The 25,331-nt window shown below is 38.3% G+C and carries 26 protein-coding genes; 16 read left to right on the top strand and 10 right to left on the bottom strand.

Annotated elements, in window-relative coordinates; all coding sequences use genetic code 11:
* Window position 1 precedes the first annotated feature (1 nt).
* The 4 genes from narH to MHH71_RS19960 form a co-directional block, all read right to left on the bottom strand.
* Window positions 2–1,477 (bottom strand): nitrate reductase subunit beta, encoded by a 1,476-nt coding sequence (gene narH, locus MHH71_RS19945; protein ID WP_018782825.1) that lies wholly within the window; start codon window positions 1,475–1,477, stop codon window positions 2–4.
* Window positions 1,467–5,150 carry a nitrate reductase subunit alpha gene (locus MHH71_RS19950; protein WP_033799165.1) on the bottom strand — a complete coding sequence of 1,228 codons (3,684 nt, stop codon included), beginning with the start codon at window positions 5,148–5,150 and terminating at the stop codon, window positions 1,467–1,469. The genes narH and MHH71_RS19950 overlap by 11 nt, the downstream gene beginning before the upstream one ends.
* A gap of 217 nt (window positions 5,151–5,367) precedes the next feature.
* Window positions 5,368–6,060 (bottom strand): Crp/Fnr family transcriptional regulator, encoded by a 693-nt coding sequence (locus tag MHH71_RS19955; protein WP_033799164.1) that lies wholly within the window; start codon window positions 6,058–6,060, stop codon window positions 5,368–5,370.
* Between the two features lie 172 nt (window positions 6,061–6,232).
* Window positions 6,233–6,904: an NAD(P)H-dependent oxidoreductase gene (locus MHH71_RS19960; protein WP_006096255.1), complete on the bottom strand. Its 672-nt coding sequence runs from the start codon at window positions 6,902–6,904 to the stop codon at window positions 6,233–6,235.
* 140 nt (window positions 6,905–7,044) lie between these two features.
* Between MHH71_RS19960 and MHH71_RS19965 the strand changes: the two genes are divergently transcribed.
* From MHH71_RS19965 to MHH71_RS19975, 3 genes are all read left to right on the top strand, one after another.
* Window positions 7,045–7,371, top strand: coding sequence for a winged helix-turn-helix transcriptional regulator (locus tag MHH71_RS19965; RefSeq protein WP_018764554.1), 327 nt, complete (start codon window positions 7,045–7,047; stop codon window positions 7,369–7,371).
* Between the two features lie 225 nt (window positions 7,372–7,596).
* Entirely contained in the window at window positions 7,597–8,610 is a 1,014-nt protein-coding gene (gene moaA / locus MHH71_RS19970) for a GTP 3',8-cyclase MoaA (RefSeq protein WP_033799163.1), read from the top strand.
* A 16-nt stretch (window positions 8,611–8,626) separates the two neighbouring features.
* Window positions 8,627–9,640, top strand: coding sequence for a molybdopterin-synthase adenylyltransferase MoeB (locus MHH71_RS19975; protein ID WP_033799162.1), 1,014 nt, complete (start codon window positions 8,627–8,629; stop codon window positions 9,638–9,640).
* 35 nt (window positions 9,641–9,675) lie between these two features.
* Here MHH71_RS19975 and moaC read toward each other — a convergent pair whose 3' ends face one another.
* Window positions 9,676–10,167, bottom strand: coding sequence for a cyclic pyranopterin monophosphate synthase MoaC (moaC, locus tag MHH71_RS19980; RefSeq protein WP_018764551.1), 492 nt, complete (start codon window positions 10,165–10,167; stop codon window positions 9,676–9,678).
* Window positions 10,168–10,262: 95 nt separating this feature from the next.
* On the opposite strand from moaC, the gene MHH71_RS19985 reads away from it, so the two are divergent.
* The 5 genes from MHH71_RS19985 to MHH71_RS20005 all read left to right on the top strand — a co-directional run bounded on the left by MHH71_RS19985 (window position 10,263) and on the right by MHH71_RS20005 (window position 13,995).
* Entirely contained in the window at window positions 10,263–11,552 is a 1,290-nt protein-coding gene (locus tag MHH71_RS19985; RefSeq protein ID WP_033799161.1) for a molybdopterin molybdotransferase MoeA, read from the top strand.
* Window positions 11,516–12,037 (top strand): molybdopterin-guanine dinucleotide biosynthesis protein B, encoded by a 522-nt coding sequence (mobB, locus tag MHH71_RS19990; protein ID WP_026008463.1) that lies wholly within the window; start codon window positions 11,516–11,518, stop codon window positions 12,035–12,037. Before MHH71_RS19985 ends, mobB begins: the two co-directional genes overlap by 37 nt.
* Window positions 12,034–12,504 (top strand): molybdenum cofactor biosynthesis protein MoaE, encoded by a 471-nt coding sequence (locus MHH71_RS19995; RefSeq protein ID WP_033799160.1) that lies wholly within the window; start codon window positions 12,034–12,036, stop codon window positions 12,502–12,504. Before mobB ends, MHH71_RS19995 begins: the two co-directional genes overlap by 4 nt.
* The gene (moaD, locus tag MHH71_RS20000) at window positions 12,501–12,734 is read left to right on the top strand and encodes a molybdopterin converting factor subunit 1 (RefSeq protein ID WP_033799159.1); all 234 of its coding nucleotides are present in this window, start codon (window positions 12,501–12,503) and stop codon (window positions 12,732–12,734) included. Before MHH71_RS19995 ends, moaD begins: the two co-directional genes overlap by 4 nt.
* A gap of 91 nt (window positions 12,735–12,825) precedes the next feature.
* The gene (locus MHH71_RS20005) at window positions 12,826–13,995 is read left to right on the top strand and encodes a nitrate/nitrite transporter (RefSeq protein ID WP_006096249.1); all 1,170 of its coding nucleotides are present in this window, start codon (window positions 12,826–12,828) and stop codon (window positions 13,993–13,995) included.
* Between the two features lie 303 nt (window positions 13,996–14,298).
* On the opposite strand, the gene MHH71_RS20010 is transcribed toward MHH71_RS20005, so the two are convergent.
* Complete coding sequence (locus MHH71_RS20010; protein ID WP_003201207.1) at window positions 14,299–14,793, bottom strand: CarD family transcriptional regulator; 495 nt, start codon at window positions 14,791–14,793, stop codon at window positions 14,299–14,301.
* Window positions 14,794–15,078: 285 nt separating this feature from the next.
* Here MHH71_RS20010 and MHH71_RS20015 point away from each other — a divergent pair, with 285 nt between their 5' ends.
* A complete protein-coding gene (locus MHH71_RS20015; protein WP_029427646.1) occupies window positions 15,079–15,315 on the top strand; it encodes a DUF2553 family protein in 237 nt (78 codons plus the stop codon).
* A 1-nt stretch (window position 15,316) separates the two neighbouring features.
* Entirely contained in the window at window positions 15,317–15,499 is a 183-nt protein-coding gene (locus MHH71_RS20020; protein WP_003201211.1) for a sporulation protein Cse60, read from the top strand.
* Between the two features lie 34 nt (window positions 15,500–15,533).
* On the opposite strand, the gene MHH71_RS20025 is transcribed toward MHH71_RS20020, so the two are convergent.
* A complete protein-coding gene (locus MHH71_RS20025) occupies window positions 15,534–15,752 on the bottom strand; it encodes a DUF3973 domain-containing protein (protein WP_018764542.1) in 219 nt (72 codons plus the stop codon).
* A 359-nt stretch (window positions 15,753–16,111) separates the two neighbouring features.
* On the opposite strand from MHH71_RS20025, the gene MHH71_RS20030 reads away from it, so the two are divergent.
* Window positions 16,112–16,540: an SRPBCC family protein gene (locus MHH71_RS20030; RefSeq protein ID WP_006096246.1), complete on the top strand. Its 429-nt coding sequence runs from the start codon at window positions 16,112–16,114 to the stop codon at window positions 16,538–16,540.
* Complete coding sequence (locus MHH71_RS20035) at window positions 16,541–16,864, top strand: ArsR/SmtB family transcription factor (protein WP_006096245.1); 324 nt, start codon at window positions 16,541–16,543, stop codon at window positions 16,862–16,864. It abuts the gene before it with no gap.
* Window positions 16,865–16,935: 71 nt separating this feature from the next.
* Here MHH71_RS20035 and MHH71_RS20040 read toward each other — a convergent pair whose 3' ends face one another.
* Complete coding sequence (locus tag MHH71_RS20040; RefSeq protein ID WP_018782815.1) at window positions 16,936–18,369, bottom strand: MDR family MFS transporter; 1,434 nt, start codon at window positions 18,367–18,369, stop codon at window positions 16,936–16,938.
* A gap of 107 nt (window positions 18,370–18,476) precedes the next feature.
* Entirely contained in the window at window positions 18,477–19,748 is a 1,272-nt protein-coding gene (locus MHH71_RS20045; protein ID WP_006096244.1) for an NAD(P)/FAD-dependent oxidoreductase, read from the bottom strand.
* Window positions 19,749–19,898: 150 nt separating this feature from the next.
* Between MHH71_RS20045 and MHH71_RS20050 the strand changes: the two genes are divergently transcribed.
* Together MHH71_RS20050 and MHH71_RS20055 are read left to right on the top strand one after the other, a co-directional pair.
* Window positions 19,899–21,551, top strand: a complete 1,653-nt coding sequence (locus MHH71_RS20050; protein WP_006096243.1) for a putative polysaccharide biosynthesis protein — start codon at window positions 19,899–19,901, stop codon at window positions 21,549–21,551.
* Between the two features lie 42 nt (window positions 21,552–21,593).
* Window positions 21,594–22,328: a pseudouridine synthase gene (locus tag MHH71_RS20055; RefSeq protein WP_003201223.1), complete on the top strand. Its 735-nt coding sequence runs from the start codon at window positions 21,594–21,596 to the stop codon at window positions 22,326–22,328.
* Between the two features lie 82 nt (window positions 22,329–22,410).
* On the opposite strand, the gene MHH71_RS20060 is transcribed toward MHH71_RS20055, so the two are convergent.
* The gene (locus MHH71_RS20060) at window positions 22,411–22,632 is read right to left on the bottom strand and encodes a DeoR family transcriptional regulator (protein ID WP_000805512.1); all 222 of its coding nucleotides are present in this window, start codon (window positions 22,630–22,632) and stop codon (window positions 22,411–22,413) included.
* Window positions 22,633–22,989: 357 nt separating this feature from the next.
* On the opposite strand from MHH71_RS20060, the gene pepV reads away from it, so the two are divergent.
* Together pepV and thpR are read left to right on the top strand one after the other, a co-directional pair.
* Window positions 22,990–24,396 carry a dipeptidase PepV gene (gene pepV / locus MHH71_RS20065; protein ID WP_006096242.1) on the top strand — a complete coding sequence of 469 codons (1,407 nt, stop codon included), beginning with the start codon at window positions 22,990–22,992 and terminating at the stop codon, window positions 24,394–24,396.
* Between the two features lie 113 nt (window positions 24,397–24,509).
* On the top strand, window positions 24,510–25,064 hold the full coding sequence (thpR, locus tag MHH71_RS20070) for an RNA 2',3'-cyclic phosphodiesterase (protein ID WP_018782813.1): 555 nt from the start codon (window positions 24,510–24,512) through the stop codon (window positions 25,062–25,064).
* The last annotated feature ends 267 nt before the right edge of the window (window positions 25,065–25,331 follow it).

Here is a 25,331-nt window from a genome sequence, read left to right on the forward strand (position 1 = left end):
TTTAAGAGAGTGTCATACAAGAACCTGGGCCGCCTGCGAAGGAAAGGCCGCAGCTTCCTTGTTCACTATATAAATCTGCAACTTGTTCACGGTGAGATGTAGGGATAACGAAACGGTCTTTATATTTTGCAATCGCAAGAAGGCGATACATATCTTCTACATCTTCTTTCGTTAAACCGAGTTCTTTTAATACAGCTTCATCTGGTTCTTTATTAATTTGCAGTGCTCTCATATGAGTTCGCATAACAGCCATTTTTTTCAATGTAAGACGAATATGTGATTCATCTCCTGCAGTAAGTAAGTTAGCTAAATATTGAATTGGAATACGCATATTATCAATAGCAGGGAAAATTTCTTCTGCTTGCCAGTTGCTTCCTTTCCCTTCCACCATATTCATAATCGGGCTAAGCGGTGGAATATACCAAACCATCGGCATTGTCCGGTACTCTGGGTGAAGAGGAAGGGCGATTTTCCAATCAATAATCATTTTATAAATTGGTGATTCTTGAGCTGCTTTAATCCATTCTTCAGGAATACCTTGTTTTTTTGCTTCCGCAGCTACTTCTGGATCATTTGGATCTAAGAAGACAGTAAGCTGAGATTCATATAAATCTTTTTCGTCTTCGACAGAAGCGGCTTCCTTTACTTTGTCAGCGTCATATAACATTACCCCAATATAACGAATGCGTCCTACGCATGTTTCCGAGCAAATCGTTGGCATACCAGCTTCGATACGCGGGAAGCACATTGTACATTTTTCTGCTTTATTTGTTTGCCAGTTAAAATATACTTTTTTATATGGACAAGAAGAAACGCAGAATCGCCAAGCGCGGCATGCATTTTGATCAACAAGGACAATCCCGTCTTCTTCACGTTTATACATCGCTCCAGATGGGCAAGAAGAAACGCAAGATGGATTCATACAATGTTCGCAAATGCGAGGCAGATACATCATAAAGACATTCTCAAAATCTGTTTTAATATCTTCTTCCATTTTCTTGACGTTCGGATCTTGCAAGCCTGTTATATGTCCGCCTGCTAAATCGTCTTCCCAGTTTGGGCCCCATTCAATTTTGTCGATAAACTCTCCAGTAATTGCTGATTTTGGGCGAGCTACCGGCTGATGTTTTCGCTGCGGACTATTTGTTAATGTTTCATAATCATAGTTCCAAGGTTCAAAGTAATCATCGATTGTAGGTTGATCTGGGTTATGAAAAATGTTCATGAGACGTTTCATTTTCGAACCGGATTTTAGCTGGATTTCACCGTTTTTTAATTCCCAGCCGCCTTTATATTTTTCTTGATCTTCCCACTGTTTTGGATAACCAATCCCAGGTTTTGTTTCCACGTTGTTGAAATACATATATTCAGCACCTGGACGATTCGTCCAGGTGTTTTTGCACGTTACGCTACAAGTATGGCAGCCGATGCATTTATCTAGGTTCATTACCATTCCGACTTGCGCTTTAATCTTCAAGCCAATCTACCTCCTTCAGTTTGCGGATCACGACGTTTAAGTCACGCTGGTTACCAGTTGGACCGTAGTAGTTAAATCCATAGCTTAATTGACCGTATCCACCAATCATATGTGTTGGTTTTACATGAATGCGGGTTGGGCTATTATGCGTTCCTCCGCGGTTGCTCGTTAATTTTGTACCAGGCACATTAATATGACGGTCTTGTGCGTGGTGCATAAAGGCCATTCCTCTTGGTATGCGGTGCGTTACAACGGCACGTGCTACGACAACGCCGTTACGGTTAAAGCATTCGATCCAGTCATTATCACTAACACCAGCTTCGGCGGCGTCATCTTTGTTCATCCAAACAGTTGGACCACCACGGAACAGCGTTAACATCGGTAAGGAATCGAAGTACATACTATGAATCGACCACTTATTATGCGGTGTTAAATAGTTTAGTGTAATTTCTTTTCCTTCTACCTCAGGGCGTGATTTACGGAACGGTTTATGTTGCAAGATTGGCTTGAATGTTGCCATTGTTTCACCGAATTCCTTCATCATATCGTGATCTAAGTAGAACGATTGTCGTCCAGTTATCGTTCTCCAAGGGATAAGGCGCTCAACATTTGTTGTAAATGGTGAGTAACGGCGTCCCCCTTTTTCAGAACCAGTAAAGGCAGGGGAAGTAATCACCGTTTTTGGCTGCGCAGTAATTTGTTCGAATGTAAAGCATTCTTCTTCGCGTTCTTCTGCTAAATCGCGCAGATGTAAATCTGTTTGTTTTTCAAGAGCTTCCCATGCTTTTACAGCCATATGACCGTTCGTTGTAGAAGAAAGGGTTAACACCGCTTCAGCAGCATTGATTGCTTCTGTTATATCAGGGCATCCTTTGGCGATAGAGTCAGTACGAATAACGCCTAATCGACTCTTTAATTGTTCATATTCTTTTTCTGCAGACCAAGAAATCCCTTTCGTACCAATGGGTTGCTTCCCAGTGTTTGGTCCAAGCGCTGTCATCTTGTCATAAATTGTTTTATAATCTCGTTCTACAACATGAATTTGCGGCATTGTCTTTCCTGGTATTGGTTCACACTCACCTTTGCTCCAATCTTTAATCTTGCCAAGCGGCTGTGCCAATTCTTGCGGTGTATCATGAAGAAGTGGTGTTGCCACAACTTCTTTCATCGGATCAAGATCAAGTTCTGTTGCTAAATCAGAGACTGCTTTAGAAAGGGAACAGAAAATATCCCAGTCAGAGCGTGCTTCCCACGGTGAACCGATTGCCGGATTAAATGGATGTACGAACGGATGCATATCTGTACTACTTAAATCGTGTTTTTCATACCAAGTTGAGGCAGGAAGGACGATATCAGAATAAAGTGCTGTTCCAGCCATACGGAAATCTAAGTTAATCAGTAGATCAAGCTTTCCTTCAGGTGCTTCTTCATGCCACTTTATTTCTTCTGGTCGTAATGAATCGCTATCGTCATTCATTAATCCGTTTGTTGTACCTAATAAATGTTTTAAGAAATACTCGTGCCCTTTACCAGAACTTGAGATTAAGTTTGCGCGCCATACGAATAAATTGCGCGGGAAGTTATTTTTGTTATCTGGGTCTTCAATGGCAAATTTAAGTTCTTTTTCTTTTAGCTTTTGCGCAACATATTTTCCGATTTCTTCCCCCGTTGTTGCGCCACTAGCGACAGCTTCTTTATATAGTTCAATTCCATTCTTCTCGAATGTTGGATAAGAAGGTAACCAACCAAGACGAGCAGCTAACACATTGTAATCACCGTGATGTTGATAGCGTGAGTTGCCGACAACTGGCGATGCTAAATGGCCAATTGGTGTATCTTCATAGCGCCACTGATCTGTTACAAAATAGAAGAAGGATGTACCGTTTTGTAATTTCGGCGGACCTTGCCAGTCTTTTGCCATTGCAATTGTTTGCCAGCCTTCTGCCGGACGTAATTTTTCTTGCCCAACATAATGCGCCCAACCGCCACCGTTTACACCTTGTGCACCAACGAGAAGAACAAGATTTAGAACCGCGCGATAAATCGTATCAGAGTTAAACCAATGGTTAATACCAGCGCCGACAATAATCATCGATCGTCCATTTGTATCAACAGCATTTTGAGCAAACTCACGAGCGATTTGAATAATCAGTTCTCGTTTTACTCCGGTCACTTTTTCTTGCCATGCTGGTGTAAATGGAACATCATCATTGAAGTCTTTCGGTTCTTGCCCGCCAAGTCCGCGGTTGACACCGTAGTTTGCTAACGTTAAGTCGTACACAGTTGTAACGAAAATGTCGCCTTTTTCTGTTGCAATTTTTTTCACTGGAATTGTTCGCTCTAATATTTTGTTTCCGTCATCGGAGAAGTATGGAATTTGTACAGTTTCAACTGCATCTTCCATGCCAAGTAAAGAAAGGCGTGGATCAATTTTTTCGCCTGTTTGCTCGTCTTCTAAACGTAAGTTCCATTTCTTTTCGTTATCCCAGCGTGACCCCATTGTGCCATGAGGCGTTGCAAAATTATTGGTGTTTTCGTTCCAAAGAACAGGTTTCCATTCGCCAAGCTTTGTTTCACGACCAATATCATTCGCGTTTAAGAAACGATCTGCAACAAATTGGTCTCCTTGTTGTTTTAATGTGACAAAGAACGGAAAATCAGTATATTGTTTTGCATAATTTGTGAAGTATTCCACTTGGTTGTCTACGTAAAACTCTTGTAAGATGACGTGTCCCATTGCCATCGCAAGCGCACCGTCTGTACCTTGTTTTACGCTAATCCAATCATCAGCAAATTTTGTGGATTCAGCAAAGTCAGGACTTACGGAAACGACTTTCGTTCCTTTATAACGTACCTCCGCTAAGAAATGGGCATCTGGTGTTCTTGTCATTGGTACGTTTGAACCCCATGTCATAATGTAACCAGAGTTGTACCAATCACTACTTTCAGGTACATCTGTTTGATCACCCCAAATTTGCGGAGAAGCTGGTGGTAAGTCAGCGTACCAATCGTAGAAGCTGAGCATAGGTCCACCCATGAGCTGCATAAAGCGGCTACCAGCAGCGTGACTTAACATCGACATAGCTGGAATTGGTGAGAAACCAACATTTCGGTCTGGACCATATTTGATCACTGTGTATAGTAAGGAAGCAGCGACTAGTTGTAATACTTCATCCCAACTAGCACGAATGAAGCCGCCTTTACCACGCGCCTCTTTATAAGTACGTGCTTTTTCAGGGTTTTCCACAATGCTTTTCCAAGCGTCTAGCGGTGATTTGTGATTTTGAAGTTCCTCTTGCCACATATTCCAAAGGACACCACGTACATATGGATATTTCACGCGAAGTGGACTATAAATGTACCAAGAAAAACTTGCCCCACGCGGACATCCACGCGGTTCAAAATCTGGCATATCAGGGCCGGTAGAAGGATAGTTCAGTTCTTGACCTTCCCAAGTTACAATTCCATCTTTCACATAAATATTCCAGCTGCAAGAACCAGTGCAGTTAACACCGTGTGTAGAACGGATTACTTTATCGTGTTGCCATCGTTTTCTATACACGTTTTCCCATTCACGGTCTTCATATGTTTCTTGTGTATGATTGTCGTTATAGCGATCTATCGGAGAAAAATATTTTAAACGTTTCATTAATGCTGAAGGTTTCTTTTTCATACTGTTCACTCCTTTATTGCGTCTCTCTTGCTTATTTTCACTATAAGAGAGCATGCAAAATAGAGATGTGATATCTATCACAGTTCAACAGATTGTCAAAAATCAGATTGATATTAAAAAAAATTCCGAAAGGTTGTGACATTCTGCACAGTACAGAGAGAGTTTTTTATGTAGAGTAAAGGAGAAAGAAAAAAGAGTAGCATCTCAAATAGAGAGGCTACTCAATGCTACAAATAGAGGTAGGGCAATCTTCACAAGCAATTTCACATTTTAAAAATTGTAAATTATGAATGGTAATCTTTCCTTTATGGATAGAAATAATTCCTTGTTTTTTTAAATCGTTTAACATACGGTTTACACTTTCACGTGAGGTTGCACAGAAATTCGCAAGCTCTTGATTTGTTAAAGGTAGATCGATAAGAATACCATTCTCTTTTAATATGCCATAACTGTTTGTCATGCGAATGAGCGTGGAATAAAGAGCTCCTTTTTTTCCATGTAACACTAAATCACGGAATTTTGTTTGCATTCTTCGTAAATGTTCACTAATCCATTTCATAAATTCAAATGCAAGAGCAGGTTTTTCAAGTAATGCCTTTTCTAAAGCATCTCGTTTAATGACTCCAACTTCAACATCTTCCAGGCATTTCGAATTTAATAAATATTTTGCATTGTCCGTAAATAATGTCAACTCCCCGATAATATCGTGTTTTGAACAAATGCGAAGTGTTAACTCTTGTCCGTCAGCACTAATTTTACTAATCTGTACTTTTCCAGAGCGGACGATATAGAGTTCTTTTGCCTCCAAACCTTCTTGGAAAATATAACTTCCTTTATTAATCTGCATTTTATATTCAACAGATGCAAGTAATTCCTTTAAGTCTTCCGATAATGCCGTACGGTTTGTCACAGCAATCACCTTTCTTTTTAAAGCAGTCTATTTCTTATTTTGGATGTAAATATGGTGAAAATGCAAGAAATATCTTTTTATTATAAGTAATAAGTTTATTTTTAGCAGTGAACAAGCGCACTTTTCACAATGAAAAAAAGAGTGTCCTTTGTAGACACTCTTTTCTTTTACATTACTTAATCCATTCAACAACCATATCCATTGTTTGACGAGTTTTATCACGTTTTGGTTCTTCCGCTCGATAACCAAAAGCAACTAAAACAGACACACCAAATGTATCACCTGAAACAATACCCTCTTCTTTTAAAATCGCTTCTACTTTTTCTTGATGGAATCCTTCAATTGGGCAAGAATCAATGCCGATTTGGGCAGCTGCAGTCATCATATTACCAAGAGCGATGTATGTTTGTTTAGAAGCCCAATCAAACATGGCACGGTCGCTTTCAAATAATTGAAAATCAGTTTCTTGAAACGCCTTATAAAAACCAAGCTTCATCGTTACGACTTCCTCGGGAAGCTGCTGAATATTTTTCATGAAGTTAGAAATATAGGAAGAGTCATAAATCATATCTTCTTTTTTACGAGCTAATATAACGACAAAATGGCTCGCTGTTGGTAATTGTTTTTGAGCTCCCCAAGCCACAGGGAGAAGTTTGTTGCGAATATCTTGATTTTGAATCACAACAAATTTCCAAGGTTCAAAACCAAATGAACTTGGAGAAAGTCGACCAGTTTCTAAAATAAAATGAAAATCTTTATCAGAGACTTTTTTATTTACATCAAATTCTTTACATGCATGTCTAAATTGATAAGCTTTTAAAATTTCTTCTTTTGTATGTTCCATTTAAATAACCACCTTTTAATTATTTACTTTTTTATAGTAAGTTGATTACAAAATCGATTCTACAATAGTACAATGAATGATATAAGTACGCACATTTTTAGCATATAGTATCAATTTGTATACTAATGGAGAGTGATAAAATGGAACAGAAAGATATAAATCGTTGTTCAGTGGAAGTAACGTTAGATGTAATCGGTGGAAAATGGAAAGGAGTTATCTTATTTCATTTAATGAATACCAAAGAGATTCGCTTTAATCAATTTTTGCGATTGATGCCTGGCATTACGCAGCGTATGTTAACAAGGCAGTTAAGAGAACTTGAGGCCGCTGGAGTAATCCACCGGGAAGTATATAAAGAAGTTCCGCCAAAAGTGGAGTATTCTTTAACGAAATTCGGAAAATCTCTTACACCAATTATTACACTTATGCGTGAGTGGGGAGAGGAATATCGGACACAAATAAAGTGATTTTAACTGAAATGTGAACAAAATTCGAACGGATTTGTGAAGAATTTTTGAATGGCAGGTACGATGTGAGAAATATCACAACGTATATCCTGCTTCTTTTTTATGATGGAGGCAAATAAAAAACATGGAAAATCAATAAAGAGCTCGAGCAAAAACATCGCAGTTTAAAAATATATTATAATAGAATGAAGACAGATAGAATTTAGCAGAAAAGGAGGGGTGACGATGCGCGAGAAGATTAGAGATTCTTTAGGGCGTCCGCTTCAAGATTTACGCATCTCTGTCATTGATCGTTGTAACTTTCGGTGCACATATTGTATGCCGGCAGAAGTATTCGGGCCTGATTATGCATTTTTACAAGAAGAATTTTTGCTTACATTTGATGAAATTGAAAGATTAGCAAAATTGTTTGTAGGTATGGGGGTAAAGAAAATTAGGCTTACAGGCGGTGAACCATTACTACGTAAAGAGTTGCCAAAGCTTATTGAACGGCTCGCGAAGTTGGATGGCTTAACAGATATTGGACTAACGACAAATGGCATTCACTTAACGAAGCAAGCAAAGGCGTTAAAAGAAGCAGGGTTACACCGAGTGAATGTTAGTTTAGATGCGATAGAGGACGATGTGTTTCGCAAAATTAATGGCCGGAATATTAGTACAAAACCTGTGCTAAAAGGGATTACGGCAGCAAAAGAAGCTGGACTTGATGTGAAAGTGAATATGGTTGTGAAAAAAGGGATGAATGATAGTCAAATTATTCCAATGGTTGCTTATTTCAAAGAACAGGAAATTCCGCTTCGCTTTATCGAGTTTATGGACGTCGGCAGTACGAACGGATGGAATTTTGAACAAGTAATTACGAAACAAGAATTGATTGAGAAGATTAGCGGAGTGTATTCGATTGAGCCTGTAGATCCTCATTATTTTGGAGAGGTTGCTAAGCGTTATCGTTACGTGGACAGTGATGCGGAAGTTGGATTTATCACTTCAGTTTCTGAATCTTTCTGTTCTTCTTGTACAAGAGCACGGATTTCGGCAGATGGTAAATTTTATACGTGTTTGTTTGCAACGAAAGGAACGGATTTACGGAAGCTCCTTCGAGAAGGTATTTCTGATCCCGATTTATTAAAGGTAGTGCAAGATGTATGGGAATATCGAGAAGACCGATATTCTGATGAGCGGACTGAAGAAAGTGCAAATAACCGTCCGAAAATTGAAATGTCTTATATCGGAGGGTAAGAAGGGGGGATGTCGCGTGCAGGAGCGTTATTCAAGACAAATGTTATTTTCCGGGGTTAGCGAAGCAGGCCAAAGGAAAATAAGAGAAAAGCATGTACTCATTATAGGTGCCGGTGCACTAGGAGCAGCAAGTGCAGAGGCGATTGTCAGAGCGGGAATTGGAAAACTGACGATTGCTGACCGTGATTATGTCGAGTGGAGTAACTTACAGCGGCAGCAGTTATATACAGAAGAAGATGCAAAGCAGTATAAGCCGAAAGCAGTCGCAGCATTCGAGCGTTTAAGGCAGATTAATTCTGAAGTAGAAATTGTACCAGTTGTAACAGATGTAGCGGTGCAAGAAATGGAAGAGTTAATTAAGAATGTGGATTTAATATTAGATGCGACTGACAATTTTGAAGCGCGTCTTCTTATTAATGACATTTCGCAAAAATACAATATTCCTTGGATATATGGAGGATGCGTTGGAAGCTATGGCGTCACATATACAATTCTTCCGGGAAAAACACCATGTTTTCGCTGTTTGATGGAGCATCCATCTAGTGGTGCAACGTGTGATACGGCAGGAATTATACAACCAGCTGTACAATTGGTCGTTGCGCATCAAGTGACAGAAGCACTTAAAATATTGGTAGAAGATTTTGGAGCGCTTCGTGAAACGATGCTGTCATTTGATCTTTGGAACAATCAGCACATGGCGTTTAAAGTGAATAGGCAGAAAAAAGACAAATGTCCATCTTGCGGAAAACTGCGCACGTACCCAAGTTTAACGTTTGAATCACAGATGAAAACAGAGGTTCTATGTGGGCGAAATACAGTTCAAATCCGTCCAGGGGCGCCGCAACTTCTTAATTTAGAAGAAATTAAAAAGCGCTTACAAAAAAGTATGGATGTGCAAACGACACCATATTTACTATCGTTTCGTGTTGATGAATATCGTTTCGTGTTATTTACAGATGGCAGGGCATTTATTCATGGGACAAATGATATGAAAGTGGCGAAGCGATTATATGCAAGATATATAGGCTGAACCTAAAGGTTGTCCTTTAGGTTCAGGGGACTAAATTAGGATTGTGAATTTCTAATATAATCTCCACTTTTTCCGCCTGTTTTTTCAAGTAAATATGTTTCGCCGATAATCATACCTTTGTCAACAGCTTTACACATATCATACACGGTAAGAGCGGTCGCAGAAGCTGCTGTTAAGGCTTCCATTTCAACGCCAGTGCTACCTTCTGTTTTTACTTTTACTTCAATTCGTAAACGGTATTGCCCTTTCGCCGTTTCCCAATCGAATGAAACATCTACTCCTTTTAGAAGTAAAGGGTGGCACATCGGAATAATATCAGAAGTGCGTTTAGCAGCCATAATACCGGCGATTTGTGCGACGGCTAATACATCGCCTTTCCCAATTTCATTATGAGAGATTTTATCATAAATTTCTTTCGTAACAAGGATGCTAGAGCAAGCAATTGCTGTTCGCACTGTCACTTTTTTATCGCTAATGTCGACCATTTTGGCACGGCCTTGGTCGTTAAAGTGAGTGAATGAAGACATGGAATTCCTCCTTGAAGTAATTGCTATTATAATTAGCATTGTACAATATAAAGTGTAATCAAGATGTGATATTTTGCAAATATGGGGTGAAAACAATGTTAGAAAAACGAGTACCAATTCCAGTTGCTGAAGCAGTGGCGCGAGTTATGACATATGCACACCAAGGTGGAATGGAAAAAGTTTCTATTACCGAAAGCTACGGAAGAATTCTTGGAGAAGATGTTGTGGCAGATCACGATGTTCCACATTTTGACCGCTCTCCATATGACGGATTTGCGATTCGGGCAGAGGATACGAAAGAGGCGGGGAACGAGCATTCAATTGAGTTTGAAGTGATAGGAGAAATAGGAGCTGGTTCTGTTTTTACAGACGAGGTAAAGGCCTTCGAAGCGGTTCGAATTATGACAGGAGCAGCGATTCCAAAAGATTGTGATGCGGTAGTTATGTTAGAGCTTACGGAAGGATTTGAAAGAAACGGAAGAACGTATATGAAGCTAAAGCGCTCTTTTCAAGTAGGTGATAATGTTTCATTCAAAGGTGAAGATGTAAAACAAAATCAAATACTTGTGAAAAAAGGTACGAAGATTAATCCAGGTGTAGCAGCACTTCTGGCGACATTTGGCTACAGTTCAGTAAACGTTATGAAACAGCCTATTGTCGGGATTGTAACGACGGGAAGTGAGTTGTTAGAAGTACATGAACCACTTGAACCAGGAAAAATTAGAAATAGTAATTCCTATATGATCGCAGCTCAAATTGTTAGAGCTGGCGGGAAAGTACGATATTATGGACAACTTGCTGACGATTTAGAAGCTTGCTATGAAGCAGTGAAAGCCGCGGTGGATGAAGTAGACATTTTAATCACAACTGGTGGTGTTTCGGTAGGTGATTACGATTATTTGCCTGCTATTTATAAAAAATTAAATGCCAATGTTCTTTTTAATAAAATAGCGATGCGACCAGGTAGTGTCACAACTGTAGCTGAAGTAAACGGGAAGCTGTTGTTTGGGTTATCTGGTAACCCGTCTGCTTGTTATGTCGGATTTGAATTACTCGTTTATCCAGTTATTCAAGCATTCCTTCATGCGAAAGAACCACATGCATATCGTACAGATGCTATATTGCAGAAAGATTTTCCAAAGGCAAACCCATTTACACGATTTGTAAGGGGGAAAGCAACGTTTATCAATGGTCAGCTGCAAGTTATACCAGTAGGGCTCGATAAATCAAGTGCGATTTCTTCTCTTGCAGATAGCAATGCTTTGATTGTATTGCCAGGAGGAACAAGAGGATTTGAAGCAGGAATGACAGTTTCGGTGTTATTACTAGAATCAAGCCAAGGAAGTGAGTGGCCGTGGGCAGAACCGCTCCAATCTTACAAATAGTTGGCTATCAAAATAGCGGAAAAACGACGCTCACGGAGAAGATGATTCAAGCTTTTTCGGATGAAGGTATGAAAGTTGCCACAATTAAGCATCACGGACATGGCGGCTACCCGGAAGTACCTCAAAAGGATAGTGAACGTCATAGGCGAGCAGGCGCTGTCGTAAGTGCTGTAGAAGGAGCAGGATTATTATCACTTTCTTCTCTTCGGGATGAATGGTCTTTACAGGAAATCATTCGACTATATGAATTTTTTGAAGTAGATCTCATTTTGATTGAAGGATATAAAAAAGAAAACTATCCAAAAGTGGTTTTGCTTCGGAGAAATGAAGATATTGCTTTACTAGATAAAATGGAGAATGTAATAGCGGTCATTATATGGAAAGAGGTTACACAAAGTTTACCAAAAGCGTATAAAACATTTCATATAACAGAGGAAGACGCATACATGGATTGGTTTACACAAACGATGAGAGGTGCACGATGACAATTTCACATTATGAAGTAGTAGATACACCAATTTCGATTGAAGAGGTTACAAATAAAGTGATTCGCCGTGAATGTGGTGCTGTGACAACTTTCACTGGTACTGTAAGAGAATTTACGAAAGGGCGTCGCACGTTATATTTAGAGTACGCAGCCTATAAGACAATGGCTGAAAAAATGCTTGCGAAAATTGGAGATGAAGTGAAAGAGAAGTGGCCTGGGACACACGTTGCGATTACACATCGCATCGGTACACTTCAAATTTCTGATATTGCCGTTGTTGTTGCTGTATCAACACCACACCGAAAAGCGGCATATGAAGCAAATGAATATATTATGGAGCGCATCAAACAAATTGTTCCGATTTGGAAAAAAGAGTTTTGGGAAGATGGTGACTCATGGATTGGTGATCAATTAGAAAAAATACCGTATCCAGACGGGGAGCCTGGAAAGGAGATGAAAAAATGATTCGGGTGTTATTATTTGCGCATTTACAAGAAGATGCGGGGACAAATGAGTTAAAAGTAGATTGTGAAAATATTACTGTTGCAGAATTAAAAAATATTATTACGAAAGAACATCATATCGTAGTTTCAGAGCAGATTATGGTCGCTATCAATGAAGAATATGCAAATGAAGATGACAAAATAAAATCTGGTGATATTGTGGCATTGATTCCCCCTGTGAGCGGTGGTTGATTTTTTCCAGTCTAATCACGGAAGTACGTGATTAGACTGGAGGGAATTAATATACATTGTGAAAAAATGAACAAAATAGGAGGCGAAAAGGATGAAAAGTCCGAATTTTCAGTTAGGTTTACAAACTTCTAATCTTATTATTGGTTTTATGGTGTGGGTGATTTTATCTTCACTAATGCCATTTATTAAAGTAGACATTGCGTTAACAGCAGGACAAATTTCCCTTGTCACAGCAGTACCTGTTATTTTAGGGTCGGTGCTTCGAATACCAATTGGTTATTGGACTAATCGTTACGGAGCGAGAAAATTATTCTTTATAAGCTTTATTATGTTATTATTCCCTGTCTTTTATATTAGTATTGCGAATTCTATGATGGATTTAATTATCGGCGGTTTATTTGCAGGGATTGGCGGAGCTGTATTCTCTGTAGGTGTAACGTCTCTGCCGAAATATTATCCGAAAGAGCGTCACGGTTTTGTAAATGGTATTTACGGTGTAGGTAATGCAGGAACAGCAGTTACATCTTTCTTAGCACCTGTGATCGCGACTTCATTTGGCTGGAGAGCAACTGTGCAATCCTTTTTAATCTTACTTGCTATTTTCGCACTTCTAAACTTTTTACTAGGTGATCGTAATGAGCGAAAAGTGAATACACCATTAATGGAACAGTTAAAAGGTGTATACAAAAATGAAAAACTTTGGTTCTTATGTATTTTCTATTTCTTAACTTTTGGATCGTTTGTTGCATTTACAGTATACTTACCAAACTTCTTAGTATCTCACTTTGGATTAGAAAAAGTAGATGCAGGTATGCGAACAGCTGGATTTATCGTCTTAGCAACAGTTATGCGCCCAATTGGTGGGTGGCTTGGTGATAAATTTAATCCATTTAAAATTTTAATCTTTGTATTCATCGGTTTAACACTATCTGGTATTATTTTATCGTTTATGCCAAGTATGAACGTGTATACATTTGGTTGCTTACTAGTCGCATTTTGCGCTGGAATTGGAAATGGAACAATCTTCAAACTTGTACCGATGTACTTTTCTGAGCAAGCAGGGGTTGTAAACGGACTTGTTGCAGCTTTAGGCGGCTTAGGGGGCTTTTTCCCACCGTTAATTTTAACGTTACTATTCCAACTAACTGGTCATTATGCAATTGGATTTATGGCACTTTCAGAAGTAGCGATTGCTTGTTTAATTATTACAGTGTGGATGTATAGTCAAGAAAAGTTGTTAGTGATGTTAAATAACAAATAGAGGGAACAATTACACTGTTTCTTAAAACAATCGAAAAATAAAGCAGCATGATTCTAGTTCTTGTACTGGAGTCATGTTGCTATTTGTATTGGTTTGAAGGGAAGAGTACAAGGTGACCGTTACTTGTTTTCTCCTTTTGTTTTTACTTGGCATGGGGCAGGAAGAGGGTCTGACCGCTTCTATGCATGGCTCCGGATGCATTCTCTCACCAAAAAAGAAAGGTTGTATGTCAGTTTTTCAATTTGTATTTATGCAAAAAAAAATAGCGGTCAGCTATTTTCAATTTGAATATATATTTTTAGATTAATGATTGATGGTATCTTGTAGGATATAAGTTGCTTGATTTTCTGAAACATTTTGCACAAGTGCAACTTCACTAATTAAAATTCTGCGCGCGTTGTCTAGCATCTGTTTTTCACTCGCATTTAATGCTCTTTCTTTATTGCGGCGAATTAAATCGCGAACAACTTCAGCGCCGTCTAGAAGATTCCCGTTTTTCATTTTCTCCATGTTCATGGTATATCTTTGTTTCCATGAGAGTGAGTGGTCAGCTTCACCATTATGAATGTCAACTAATACATCGTTTAATGTATTTTTGTCAACAACATAACGTATGCCTGAATTTTCTACTTTATCCATAGGAATCATCACTTGCATATCGCTAATAACCATGTGTATTACACAATACTGACGTATTTTTCCTAACACTTCTTTATCCTCAATCGCTTCGATTATTCCTGCTCCGTGCATAGGGTAAACAATTTTATCACCAATTTGAAACAAATCATCCACCTCCATATGTGGTAACTATATGTAATGATAACACATGTGGATAAAAATATCAAATTTATTATATTACCATATGTTATCTACCTGTGTCAATGATTTTAGTTCGTTTTTTAAATCTTGTTTTTAGTTGAAAAATCACAACATTTTTTTGAAAGAACTGCAAGTGAAAAGGGATGATATTCTGAGGAACTCTCACAGAAAAATACAAGGCATATCCACTCTTTTTTAATCATAAAATACAAAATCGTTAATACAATATACCTAAATCCGTTCTTTTTAAAGGAGGGAGAGATGGTGGGACGCACAATTAAAATTGATATTACGAATAAGGTAGTAGCAAGATTTAAATCGAATTATTTAGAATTATATACAAGTAAATTTATGATAGGTAAGTTTTATGTCTATACTGAAGATAAGCAATATGTGTTAGAAGACGGATATGTATATGAAGATGGTAAGTTTTATCGCATCATAGATACGCACCGTGGCAATAATCGAGCGGCGGAGAGCTGTGATCTAGGATGGTGTTAACATGATTCGTGTTAAGGTGTTTGATGAAAGTCATGAAAAGGACTTGGAAGACTCCGTAAATGTGTTTCTAAAGAAGCTGAATGACGAACAGCTTGTAGATATTAAATATCAAGTTGGTGTATCCATTAATGACGATGAAAATCAAATTTATTGTTTTTCGGCGATGGTTATCTATAAAACATAAAAAAGAGCTGGGGAACCAGCTCTTTTTTATGTTTTTAAGTAGAAATTATATGGGTTGGTAAAGCATTCATAATGGATTGTGGTGCCAGGTTTTCTTTTGTAGATAGAACTTTTTCACCAGTGGTAGCATCTTTACACATACCGAGATGGTAGCGTTCACCTAGGAATGGATCAATATAAAAACCATTTTTGAAGACTCGATCAGTCAAACCTCTTTCATGATGAATTTCAGAGCAATGAATGCAGTAATACATATCTTTCATCTCCTTTTATTGTTAAAAATTTTTAAAGAAAAAGAGTGAGTAGGTAGTCAGTTTATTGTTTTTGAAAATCGCCACCTGCTCAAATTACATTGCGTATACATATCTCGTTTATATCAATGTGTTTTCTAAATAAATCCCAAGGGAAGGAGGGAGGCTAAGGATTGAGATGTGTTTGCTTTTGTGAGTATATTATGACGAAATGTTGCACTGGTGTTTGTCCTGTTGAAAAAATGTTGAGAATTTCTCAACAGGCAAATGGAGATCTATTGACGCGAAACCAAAAGGTGTTATATTATAAAACGAAACCAAAAGGTGTTACATTGTAACGGCCTATATAAAGGAGAAATAGTATGGATCAGCAAAATACATTACAAGATATTAAACAAACAGTTATTTTTGAAGCGCCTATTCAAAAAGTATGGAATGCAGTATCGACTTCAGAAGGGATTGCATCTTGGTTTATGCCAAATGACTTTGAACCTAAGGTAGGGCATGAGTTTCATGTGCAATCACCTTTTGGACCATCTCCGTGTAAAGTGTTAGAAATTGATGAGCCTCATCGTTTATCTTTTTCATGGGATACAGATGGTTGGGTCGTCTCATTTATTTTGAAAGATTTAGGAGATAAAACGGAGTTTACTCTTATTCATGGTGGATGGAAGCAGGCTGATACAATTCTTCCGAAAGCAAACGAGAAAAGTTCTGTTATTCGCGATAGAATGGCAGGTGGCTGGGTAGCAATTGTAAATGAAAAACTGAAAAAGGTTGTTGAAGGATAAGTGTCCTCATCAGCAGCGAAATACGATGTCTTTCAAGCAATTGCTGATCCAACACGCCGCGAAGTACTCCGGTTATTAACTGAAAAAGAATTGCCGATTTCTAAAATAACAGATCATTTTCCAATGAGTCGTACAGCTGTAGCGAAACATCTTCACATTCTTTCAGAAGCGAAATTAGTAAGCGGAAGAAAAGTTGGGAGAGAAAAGATATATCGGTTGCAGCCTGAGTCGTTGGCCGAATTACAGCAGTGGCTTTCCTATTATGAACAGTTTTGGAATAATAAATTGTCTATGCTCAAATATGTGGTGGAACATGAAGAGTAAGTGTTGTCACATATTGTCGAAGCGCCGATATATAGAAAGAGGATGATCGCTATGAACGATCATCCTCTTTTTTACTGTTCAGTTGTTTGCGTAGCTGGCTTTAATAGAAGCCACCCGATAAATAGTGTAAGTAGTGCGAGTGCAAATGTACTCATATAAATGATGTGTACGCTCGAAGCTAATACTTCTTGTGATTTTGTTACTACATTTGTTGTACCGCCATGTCCACCTGAGACAAGATCAACATTTTGCATGCCTTGTGCATGAATCATCGTATTAAAGATTGTTCCGAAGATAGCGGCACCTAATGTTTGGCTAAATGTATTAACAAATGTGTTTAAACCAATTGCTGTTCCGCGTGTATGTGCAGGGACAGCTGCTTGGATGGTTACCATATAAATTGGTGTAATAAGTCCCATTCCTAAGCCGAATAGTCCGACTGCAACATAAATTAGAAATGCTGGTGAATGAGTTGATAATATGAATAATAAAAAGGTAGCGACTGATAAAATGCTAGCTCCAAGTAAAATGATTTGTTTCGTTTGTAACTTACCAACTAAATTCCCAGAAAGAATCGCACCAAATGTCCACATAACAGGAATTGGCATCAGAATAAGTCCAGCTTCTGTAGCATTTTTGCCTAATACCCCTTGGCTCCAAATTGGAAGGTACATTGTAATACTAATAATCATGGCGCCAGCAATAAGTGTTAGGACGTTTACAGTTGATAATGTACGGTTAGAGAAAAGTGCTAACGGAATTAATGGCTCCGGAGATTTTTTCTCAAAGAATAAGAAAATAATGAATGAAACAGCTGCAAAGATTAAGAGGCCGATAATTGTAATGTCGCCCCAGTTTTGCTTGCTGCTTCCTGTTAAGAGTGCATATAGTAACGCAATTGTACTTAATGAGAAGATAATTGCACCAGGATAATCGATATGGTGTTTTGCTGGTTTGATTGACTCCTTATAAGAAATTGCAATCATCGCACAAGCAAGAATTCCAAATGGAACATTTAAGAAGAAGATGTAGCGCCAAGAAAGAGAATCGACTAAAAATCCACCTACTAGCGGCCCAACAACACCAGAAACGCCCCAAACAGCACTCATCCAGCCTTGTGCTTTTGCGCGATCTTTCGCTTCACTATATAAGTCTCCGATAATCGTCATTGTAATTGGCATAACAGCGCCGGCACCTATACCTTGAAGAGCGCGAAAGACGATTAATTGTTCCATCGATGTCACGACTCCGCATAATGCAGAACCGATTAAAAAGATGGCTGCGCCGATGAGCAGTACTTTTTTACGTCCGAATAAATCTGCTAGTTTTCCGTAAATTGGAGTCGAGACAGCAGTTGCGAGCATATAAATTGCATACACCCAACTAACAAGTTCAACGCCAGATAAATCACTCGTTATACGAGGGATTGCCGTACTAACAATCGTTCCTTCCACAGCGGAAAGAAACGTCATTAACATTAAAGATATCATGACTTTTTTTCGCATATGTTTTCCCCTTTATAATATTCAACAATATAAAATATAAAGCTACTAAGCTATATAAGGCAACAAAAAAGAAACAGGAGGGGAAAGAATCCACCCGTGTTTCTTTTTTAGTACTGCACTTTTGCGTTTTGTCCTGCAGTTGTTCCGGCGATTCGCCCTGTGACAAGAGCGGAAGTGATATTGTAGCCGCCTGTATAGCCATGAATATCAAGAACTTCTCCGCAGAAGTATAGACCATTCATTAATTTAGAAGCCATTTCTTTCGGATGAATTTCTTTAACAGAAACGCCGCCGCCTGTAACGAATGCTTTTTCAAGTGGCTGTGTGCCATTTACTGTTACTTTAAACTCTTTGAAGTCTTTCACAAGTGCACGGATTTTTTCGTGTGAAACTTGCCCAGCTTGTTCGCTACCGTCAATTCCATTTCTTTCTAATAAGAATAGGAAATAACGTTCAGGAACATATCCTTTTAACACATTTTTGATTCCTTTTTTGGGTTCTTCTTTCATTTGTTTCATCATGCGTTGGAAGAGCTGTTCGCTATTTTCTTCTGGCAGTGCATCGATGCTCATTTCTACTGTGCGCATTTTAAATTTTTTCATCGTTTTTACAACGAATTGGCTACAGCGAAGAGCGGCTGGGCCAGAAATACCAAAGTGGGTAAAGAGCATGTCCATTTTATGAGAAATGACAGCTTTTCCTTTTGGATTTAATACGCTTAAGTTTACATCGCGTAAAGCAAGGCCTTGCAATGTACGGTCACGAATAAATGGTTCGTTTGAAGTAATTGGAACTTCCGTTGGGAAAAGTTCTGTAATTGTATGTCCCGCTTTTTCAGCCCAAGCGTAGCCATCCCCAGTTGAACCAGTGTGAGGGACAGATTTTCCGCCAACAGCAATTACAACATGATTTGTTTCCAAAACTTCACCTGTTTTGAGAATAACGGCTTTTGTTTGTCCGTTTTCATATTCTACCGTTTCAACTGGTGTGTTCGTACGCATTTTAACGCCTAGTTCTTTTAATCGTGTTAATAAAGCATCGACAACAGATTGCGCTTTATTTGATACAGGGAACATGCGCCCATGATCCTCTTCTTTTAGCTTTACACCAAGCTTTTCGAAGAATGTAATAATATCTTCATTATTAAAGATGGAAAAAGCACTGTATAAAAAGCGACCGTTTCCTGGTATATGTTTCACAATTTCATCAAGCGGTAAGCGGTTTGTTACGTTGCAACGCCCACCGCCAGAAATCGCAAGCTTACGTCCTAGTTTATTTCCTTTATCAAGAAGCAAGACTCGTGCGCCTTCTTCAGCAGCACCGATTGCGGCCATTAATCCTGAAGGGCCTCCTCCGATGACAATCACATCATAATGCATAGTATATCGACCTCATTTTCTACATTTCCTGCCTAAAAGAATAGCATGTTTTCATAGAAAAGAAAAATTCAGTGATATACTGTTTCGCTGAAGAATTGTGGTACAATACAAAGGTTAGAGTTCAGCGTTATATATGTAGGAGGATCATCTATGTCCGATTCAAAATTTCTGCGCGGAACGCTTATTGTGACGTTAGGAACTTTTTTAGTTAAGTTTCTAGGCATGATTTATGTCTTTCCATTTCATGCCTTAGTTGGCACAGAAGGCGGAACGCTCTATACGTATGGATATATTCCATATACGATCTTTTTAAGTATTGCAACGGCGGGAGTGCCGCTTGCTGTTTCAAAGTTTGTTTCTAAATATAATGCGCTTGGAGATTATAAGACGAGCCGGAGAATGTTCCGCTCGGGAATGGTTATGATGATTGCAACAGGAATCCTTTCCTTCTTAGTTCTTTACATGTCTGCGCCATTATTTGCTGAGGCAATGCTTGGTAAACAAAGTGTACGCAATAGTATAGAAGATGTTACGATGATTATTCGCCTCGTAAGTTTTGCGCTTATTGTTGTACCAGCAGCAAGTTTAATTCGTGGTTATTTCCAAGGTCATCAATCGATGGGACCGACTACGGTATCGCAAATTATTGAACAAATTATTCGCATTGCCTTTTTATTAGCGGGTAGTTTTATTGTCATTAAAGTAATAGGTGGATCAGTAGCAGCAGCAGTTGGAGTGGCAACTTTCGCAGCGTTTGTTTCAGCTGTGGGAGCGCTTGGTGTGTTAATATGGTACTGGTTAAAACGCAAAAAGCATCTCGATCAATATTTAATTGAACAAACTGTACCAGAATCAACAGTAAGTACAGCTCAATTATTTAAAGAATTATTTGCATATGCAATTCCTTATGTTGTTATTGGATTAACAATTCCTTTATATCAACAAATTGATACATTAACATTCAACTCTATTATGCAAGCGATTGGACAAGGCGATATTGCAGAGCGAGCACTCGGCATTTTTACGATGTGGACGCATAAATTAATTATGATTCCTGTGTCACTTGCGACGGCGTTTAGTTTAACTCTTGTTCCAGCAATTACAAAATCATTTACAGAAAAACAATTTCGCTATTTAAAACTACAAATTACACAAACATTCCAGGCAAATATGTTCTTGACATTACCAGCGGTAGTTGGTATTTCGACACTTGCGTATCCGATTTATACAGCGTTTTATGAAAAGGATCCATTAGGTGGACAAGTATTGATGTGGTATGCGCCAGTTGCGTTATTATTCGCGTTATTTACAGTGACTGCAGCGATATTACAAGGGATTAATCAGCAGAAGCATGCGATTATTGCGCTTGGCATGGGCGTTATTTTGAAGTTTTTATGTAATGTGATTTTAATTCGTTACTTCGGTACAGTTGGAGCTGTTTTAGCAACAGGTATTGGATTCCTAGCTTCCATTTGGTATACGAATAAACAAATTCGAAAACATGCACACTATTCATTCGGTGTTGTATATAAACGAACATTCCAAATTGCAATATTAACAATTGTGATGGTCATTGTCGTAAAACTATCACAAGGAATTTTATCCTTTGTGATTTCGCCCGAGGGCCGATTTGGTGCACTGATTACAGTTGCGGTTTGTGCAGGTATTGGTGGCCTTACTTACGGATTGTTAGCGATTCGCACAGGTGTACTTGTAAGAGTATTTGGCGGAGAAGCTTTAGAAAAGATTCAGCGTAAGCTTGGCGGTAAGCTGAAAATAAAGATGAAATCAAAAGGGGCGTAATACACGTCCCCTTTTCTATGATAAATACAAGAAGGTGAAAGAATGAGATTAGATAAATTATTAGCAAATATGGGATATGGAAGTAGAAAAGAAGTAAAGAAGTTATTAAAGGATGGCGTTGTAAAAATTGATGGAATTTCAGTAAAAGATGCGAAGTTTCATGTGAATGTAGAAGAACAAGAGGTTACGATTCACGGTGAGATTGTTGAGTATAAGGAATTTGTATATTTAATGATGCATAAACCACAAGGGGTCATTTCGGCAACAGAAGATGATAATCATGAAACAGTTGTTGATTTATTGGAATTAGAAGATGCAATCTTTGATCCGTTTCCAGTTGGAAGACTTGATATTGATACAGAAGGCTTCCTATTATTAACAAATGACGGGAAGCTTACGCATCAGTTATTATCTCCGAAAAAGCACGTTCCGAAAAAATATTATGCACACGTAGCTGGAGTTGTAACAGAAAAAGATGTAGAAGAATTTGCAAAAGGTGTTATTTTAGATGATGGCTATGAAACGAAGCCAGGTGAACTTACAATTTTGAAAAGCGATGATGTGTCTGAAATCGAGCTTGTCATTACAGAAGGGAAATTCCATCAAGTAAAGCGCATGTTTGAAGCGGTAGGGAAAAAGGTTGTCTACTTAAAGAGAACGGAGATGGGACCTTTAGTGTTAGATGAAGAATTAGAACTTGGTCAATACCGTGAATTAACAGATGAAGAAGTGGAAATGTTAAAAACGTATCAAGTTCAAACAGAGAGTCAAGATTGAGACCGATTCTAAAAATAGAAAGAACCCCTTTCTGTGAAATCAGAAAGGGGTATGTATTATATTTTAGATACAATTGTTTTCGTTATGAGGTCATTCTCACTTTCTTTCCTGTTGTTGTCCACTTACCGCGGCAAGGGCTATACACGAGTTCATTAAATTGCAACACATTCAGATCACGTTGTATCGTTCGCGGTGTGATCCCGAACTCATCTACAAGGTCTTTCGTCGTTACCGTACCATTCTCATTGATGTACATATAAATTGATTTAATGCGTGTTAGCATACGAGTAGTCGTAGGTTTCAAGAGAAAACCACTCCTCTACTAGTTTTTTTGACCCCATTCAGGAAAGAAGGTCCTTACTTCCATTGTACTCCACTTGACAAATTTCATGCTTTAACCTAGTTAAATTTTACAAAAGTTTAACAAATAATAAAATATAAAAATATTGGTAGTTGACATTCTATGTCTCTTCTATCAACTACCACATAAATTTCTACGTAAACCGTCAAATTCCTGCAAATTTTTTTAGAAAAATAAAAGAAAAATTAATGTGAAATATCTGAAATATTATAATCGTTCGTTATTTCATCTTCTCTTATTGGCATATCGGATTTTCGTTTGCTATGATGAAAGAGAGAATATAGAAGAGGTGAATGAGTTATGTCAGCAATTAATTGGACAGAAGAAGTTGAGAAAAGAAAAGATGAATTAATTCATGACACGCAGCAATTCCTGCAAATTAAAAGTGTATGGGAAGAAGAAACAGCAAAAGAAGGTGCACCGTTTGGAGAAGGTGTAGCGAAAGCACTATCCTTCATGTTACATAGAGGAGAAGTTGAAGGATTTACTTCTAAAAATTTAGAAGGGTATGCAGGACACCTTGAAATGGGACAAGGAGAAGAATTGGTGGGTATTCTTTGTCACGTTGATGTTGTGCCAGAAGGAGATGGATGGACAACACCTGCATATAGCGCTGATATTCGTGACGGAAAGATTTTTGCACGCGGTGCAATTGATGATAAAGGGCCGACAATGGCTGCTTACTATGCAATGAAAATTGTAAAAGAATTAGGATTGCCGCTTTCAAAACGCGTACGCATGATTTTAGGAACGGATGAAGAAAGCAACTGGAAATGTGTCGATCATTATTTCAAAAATGAAGAAATGCCAACGATGGGGTTCGCACCAGATGCAGATTTTCCTATTATTAATGCGGAAAAAGGGATTTCTGATATACAAGTTGTGCAAAAGAATAGCGAAACAGAAGGCGGGGAATATGAGCTTGTTTCATTTGCTTCAGGTCGCCGTTTAAATATGGTTCCTGATTTTGCGGAAGCAGTGATTACGACTGAAAAAGCAGAGGAACTCAGAAATGCTTATGAACAATACTTACAAACTGTGAAGAAGACAGGTAAAGCAAATGTAGCAGGAAATACCGTGACACTACAATTAGAAGGAGTTTCAGCTCACGGTTCTACTCCTGAAAAAGGTGAAAATGCAGGACTCTTATTAGCGAACTTTTTAACAACGATTGCTCTTGACGGTAAAGGAGCCTCATTTGCGGCATTTGTTACAGAAACATTTACGAATGATACGCTTGGAGAAAAAGCAGGAATCGCTTATAAAGATGAAATTAGCGGACCGTTAACAGTCAATGTAGGTCGTCTTTCTTATACGAAAGAAGAAGGCGGAAACTTAGGTTTAAATGTGCGCTATCCAGTAACAACGAATTTTGAAGAGACAGTGCAGAAATTAAAAGACTATGTCGGCAACAAAGGCTTCCAAGTAGCTGATTATTCTAACTCACGTCCGCATCACGTTGATAAAGATCATGTTTTAATTCGTACATTACAACGTGTGTATGAAGAACAAACAGGAGAGAAAGCGGAGCTATTAGCAATTGGTGGCGGTACATATGCTCGTTCATTAAAAGCTGGTGTAGCATTCGGTCCGCTTTTCCCTGGAAAAGAAGAACTTGCTCATCAAAAAGATGAGTATATTGAAATAGAAGATTTACTAAAAGCAACAGCAATTTATGCACAGGCAATTTATGAATTAGCGAAATAGGTTGATTTTACTGTGATATATGACCGCTCTCTATCTTAGGGAGCGGATTCTTTTTATCCAATTGAATGAGATACAAAAGAAAAGCAACAATAACAAGAAAGGAGAAGATACAAATGGTACCACATTATTTTTTAGCAGTTACCCTGCCGGATCATATAAAAGAAATACTTGAAAATTACAAAGAAGAAATGAAGGACAAGTTGCCGTTTCGCTCATGGGTATATAAGGAAGACTATCATATTACACTTGCTTTTTTAGGGAGTGCGACGCAGGAACAATTGCAAGGAATAGAGAAAGGATTACAACTCCTTACAAATAAAACGGAATTAGATCTCACGCTGCAAAATTTTTCTATATTTGGCCTAGTAGAGAGCCCACGTATATTTTGGGCTGGATTAAAAGAAAATCAAGCGTTATTTGATATGCAAAAACAGGTGCATGCTATTTGTGAAAGAAACGGTTTTTCGCTTGAAACACGTCCCTATCATCCGCATATTACTGTTGCTCGTAAGTGGATGGGAGAAGAAACATTTAATCTTAAAGATCTGAAGCAATTAGATGCGATAGTGTTTCAGGCTGATACGATTACATTGTATGAGTCTCACGTCCATCAAACTCCAAAGTATAAGTCAGTTTATGAAATAAAGTTACAGAATCTTAAAGTGTGAAAACGTTTCTTATGAATGTGAATATACTATAGAAAATAGTAAGTTTGTGTAACATCCCATTTATCCTGTTATTTTCGGGCAGTAAGCCCCCCCACCTCAATATTCAGAGAGAAACAAGGGAGATGGGTGGAAGATGAAGAAAACCCCCACTGATGGAAGTTTCACTTTATCTTTAGGGAATACCTATTTCTTACAGATATATAAAACCATTTTGATTTTTCAACATAAAATCCCCTGTTATGTAAAGCAAAAAGTGATCGCTACTTG

The organism is Bacillus sp. FSL H8-0534, assembly GCF_038005885.1.
In the GTDB taxonomy this organism is placed as follows: domain Bacteria; phylum Bacillota; class Bacilli; order Bacillales; family Bacillaceae_G; genus Bacillus_A; species Bacillus_A pseudomycoides.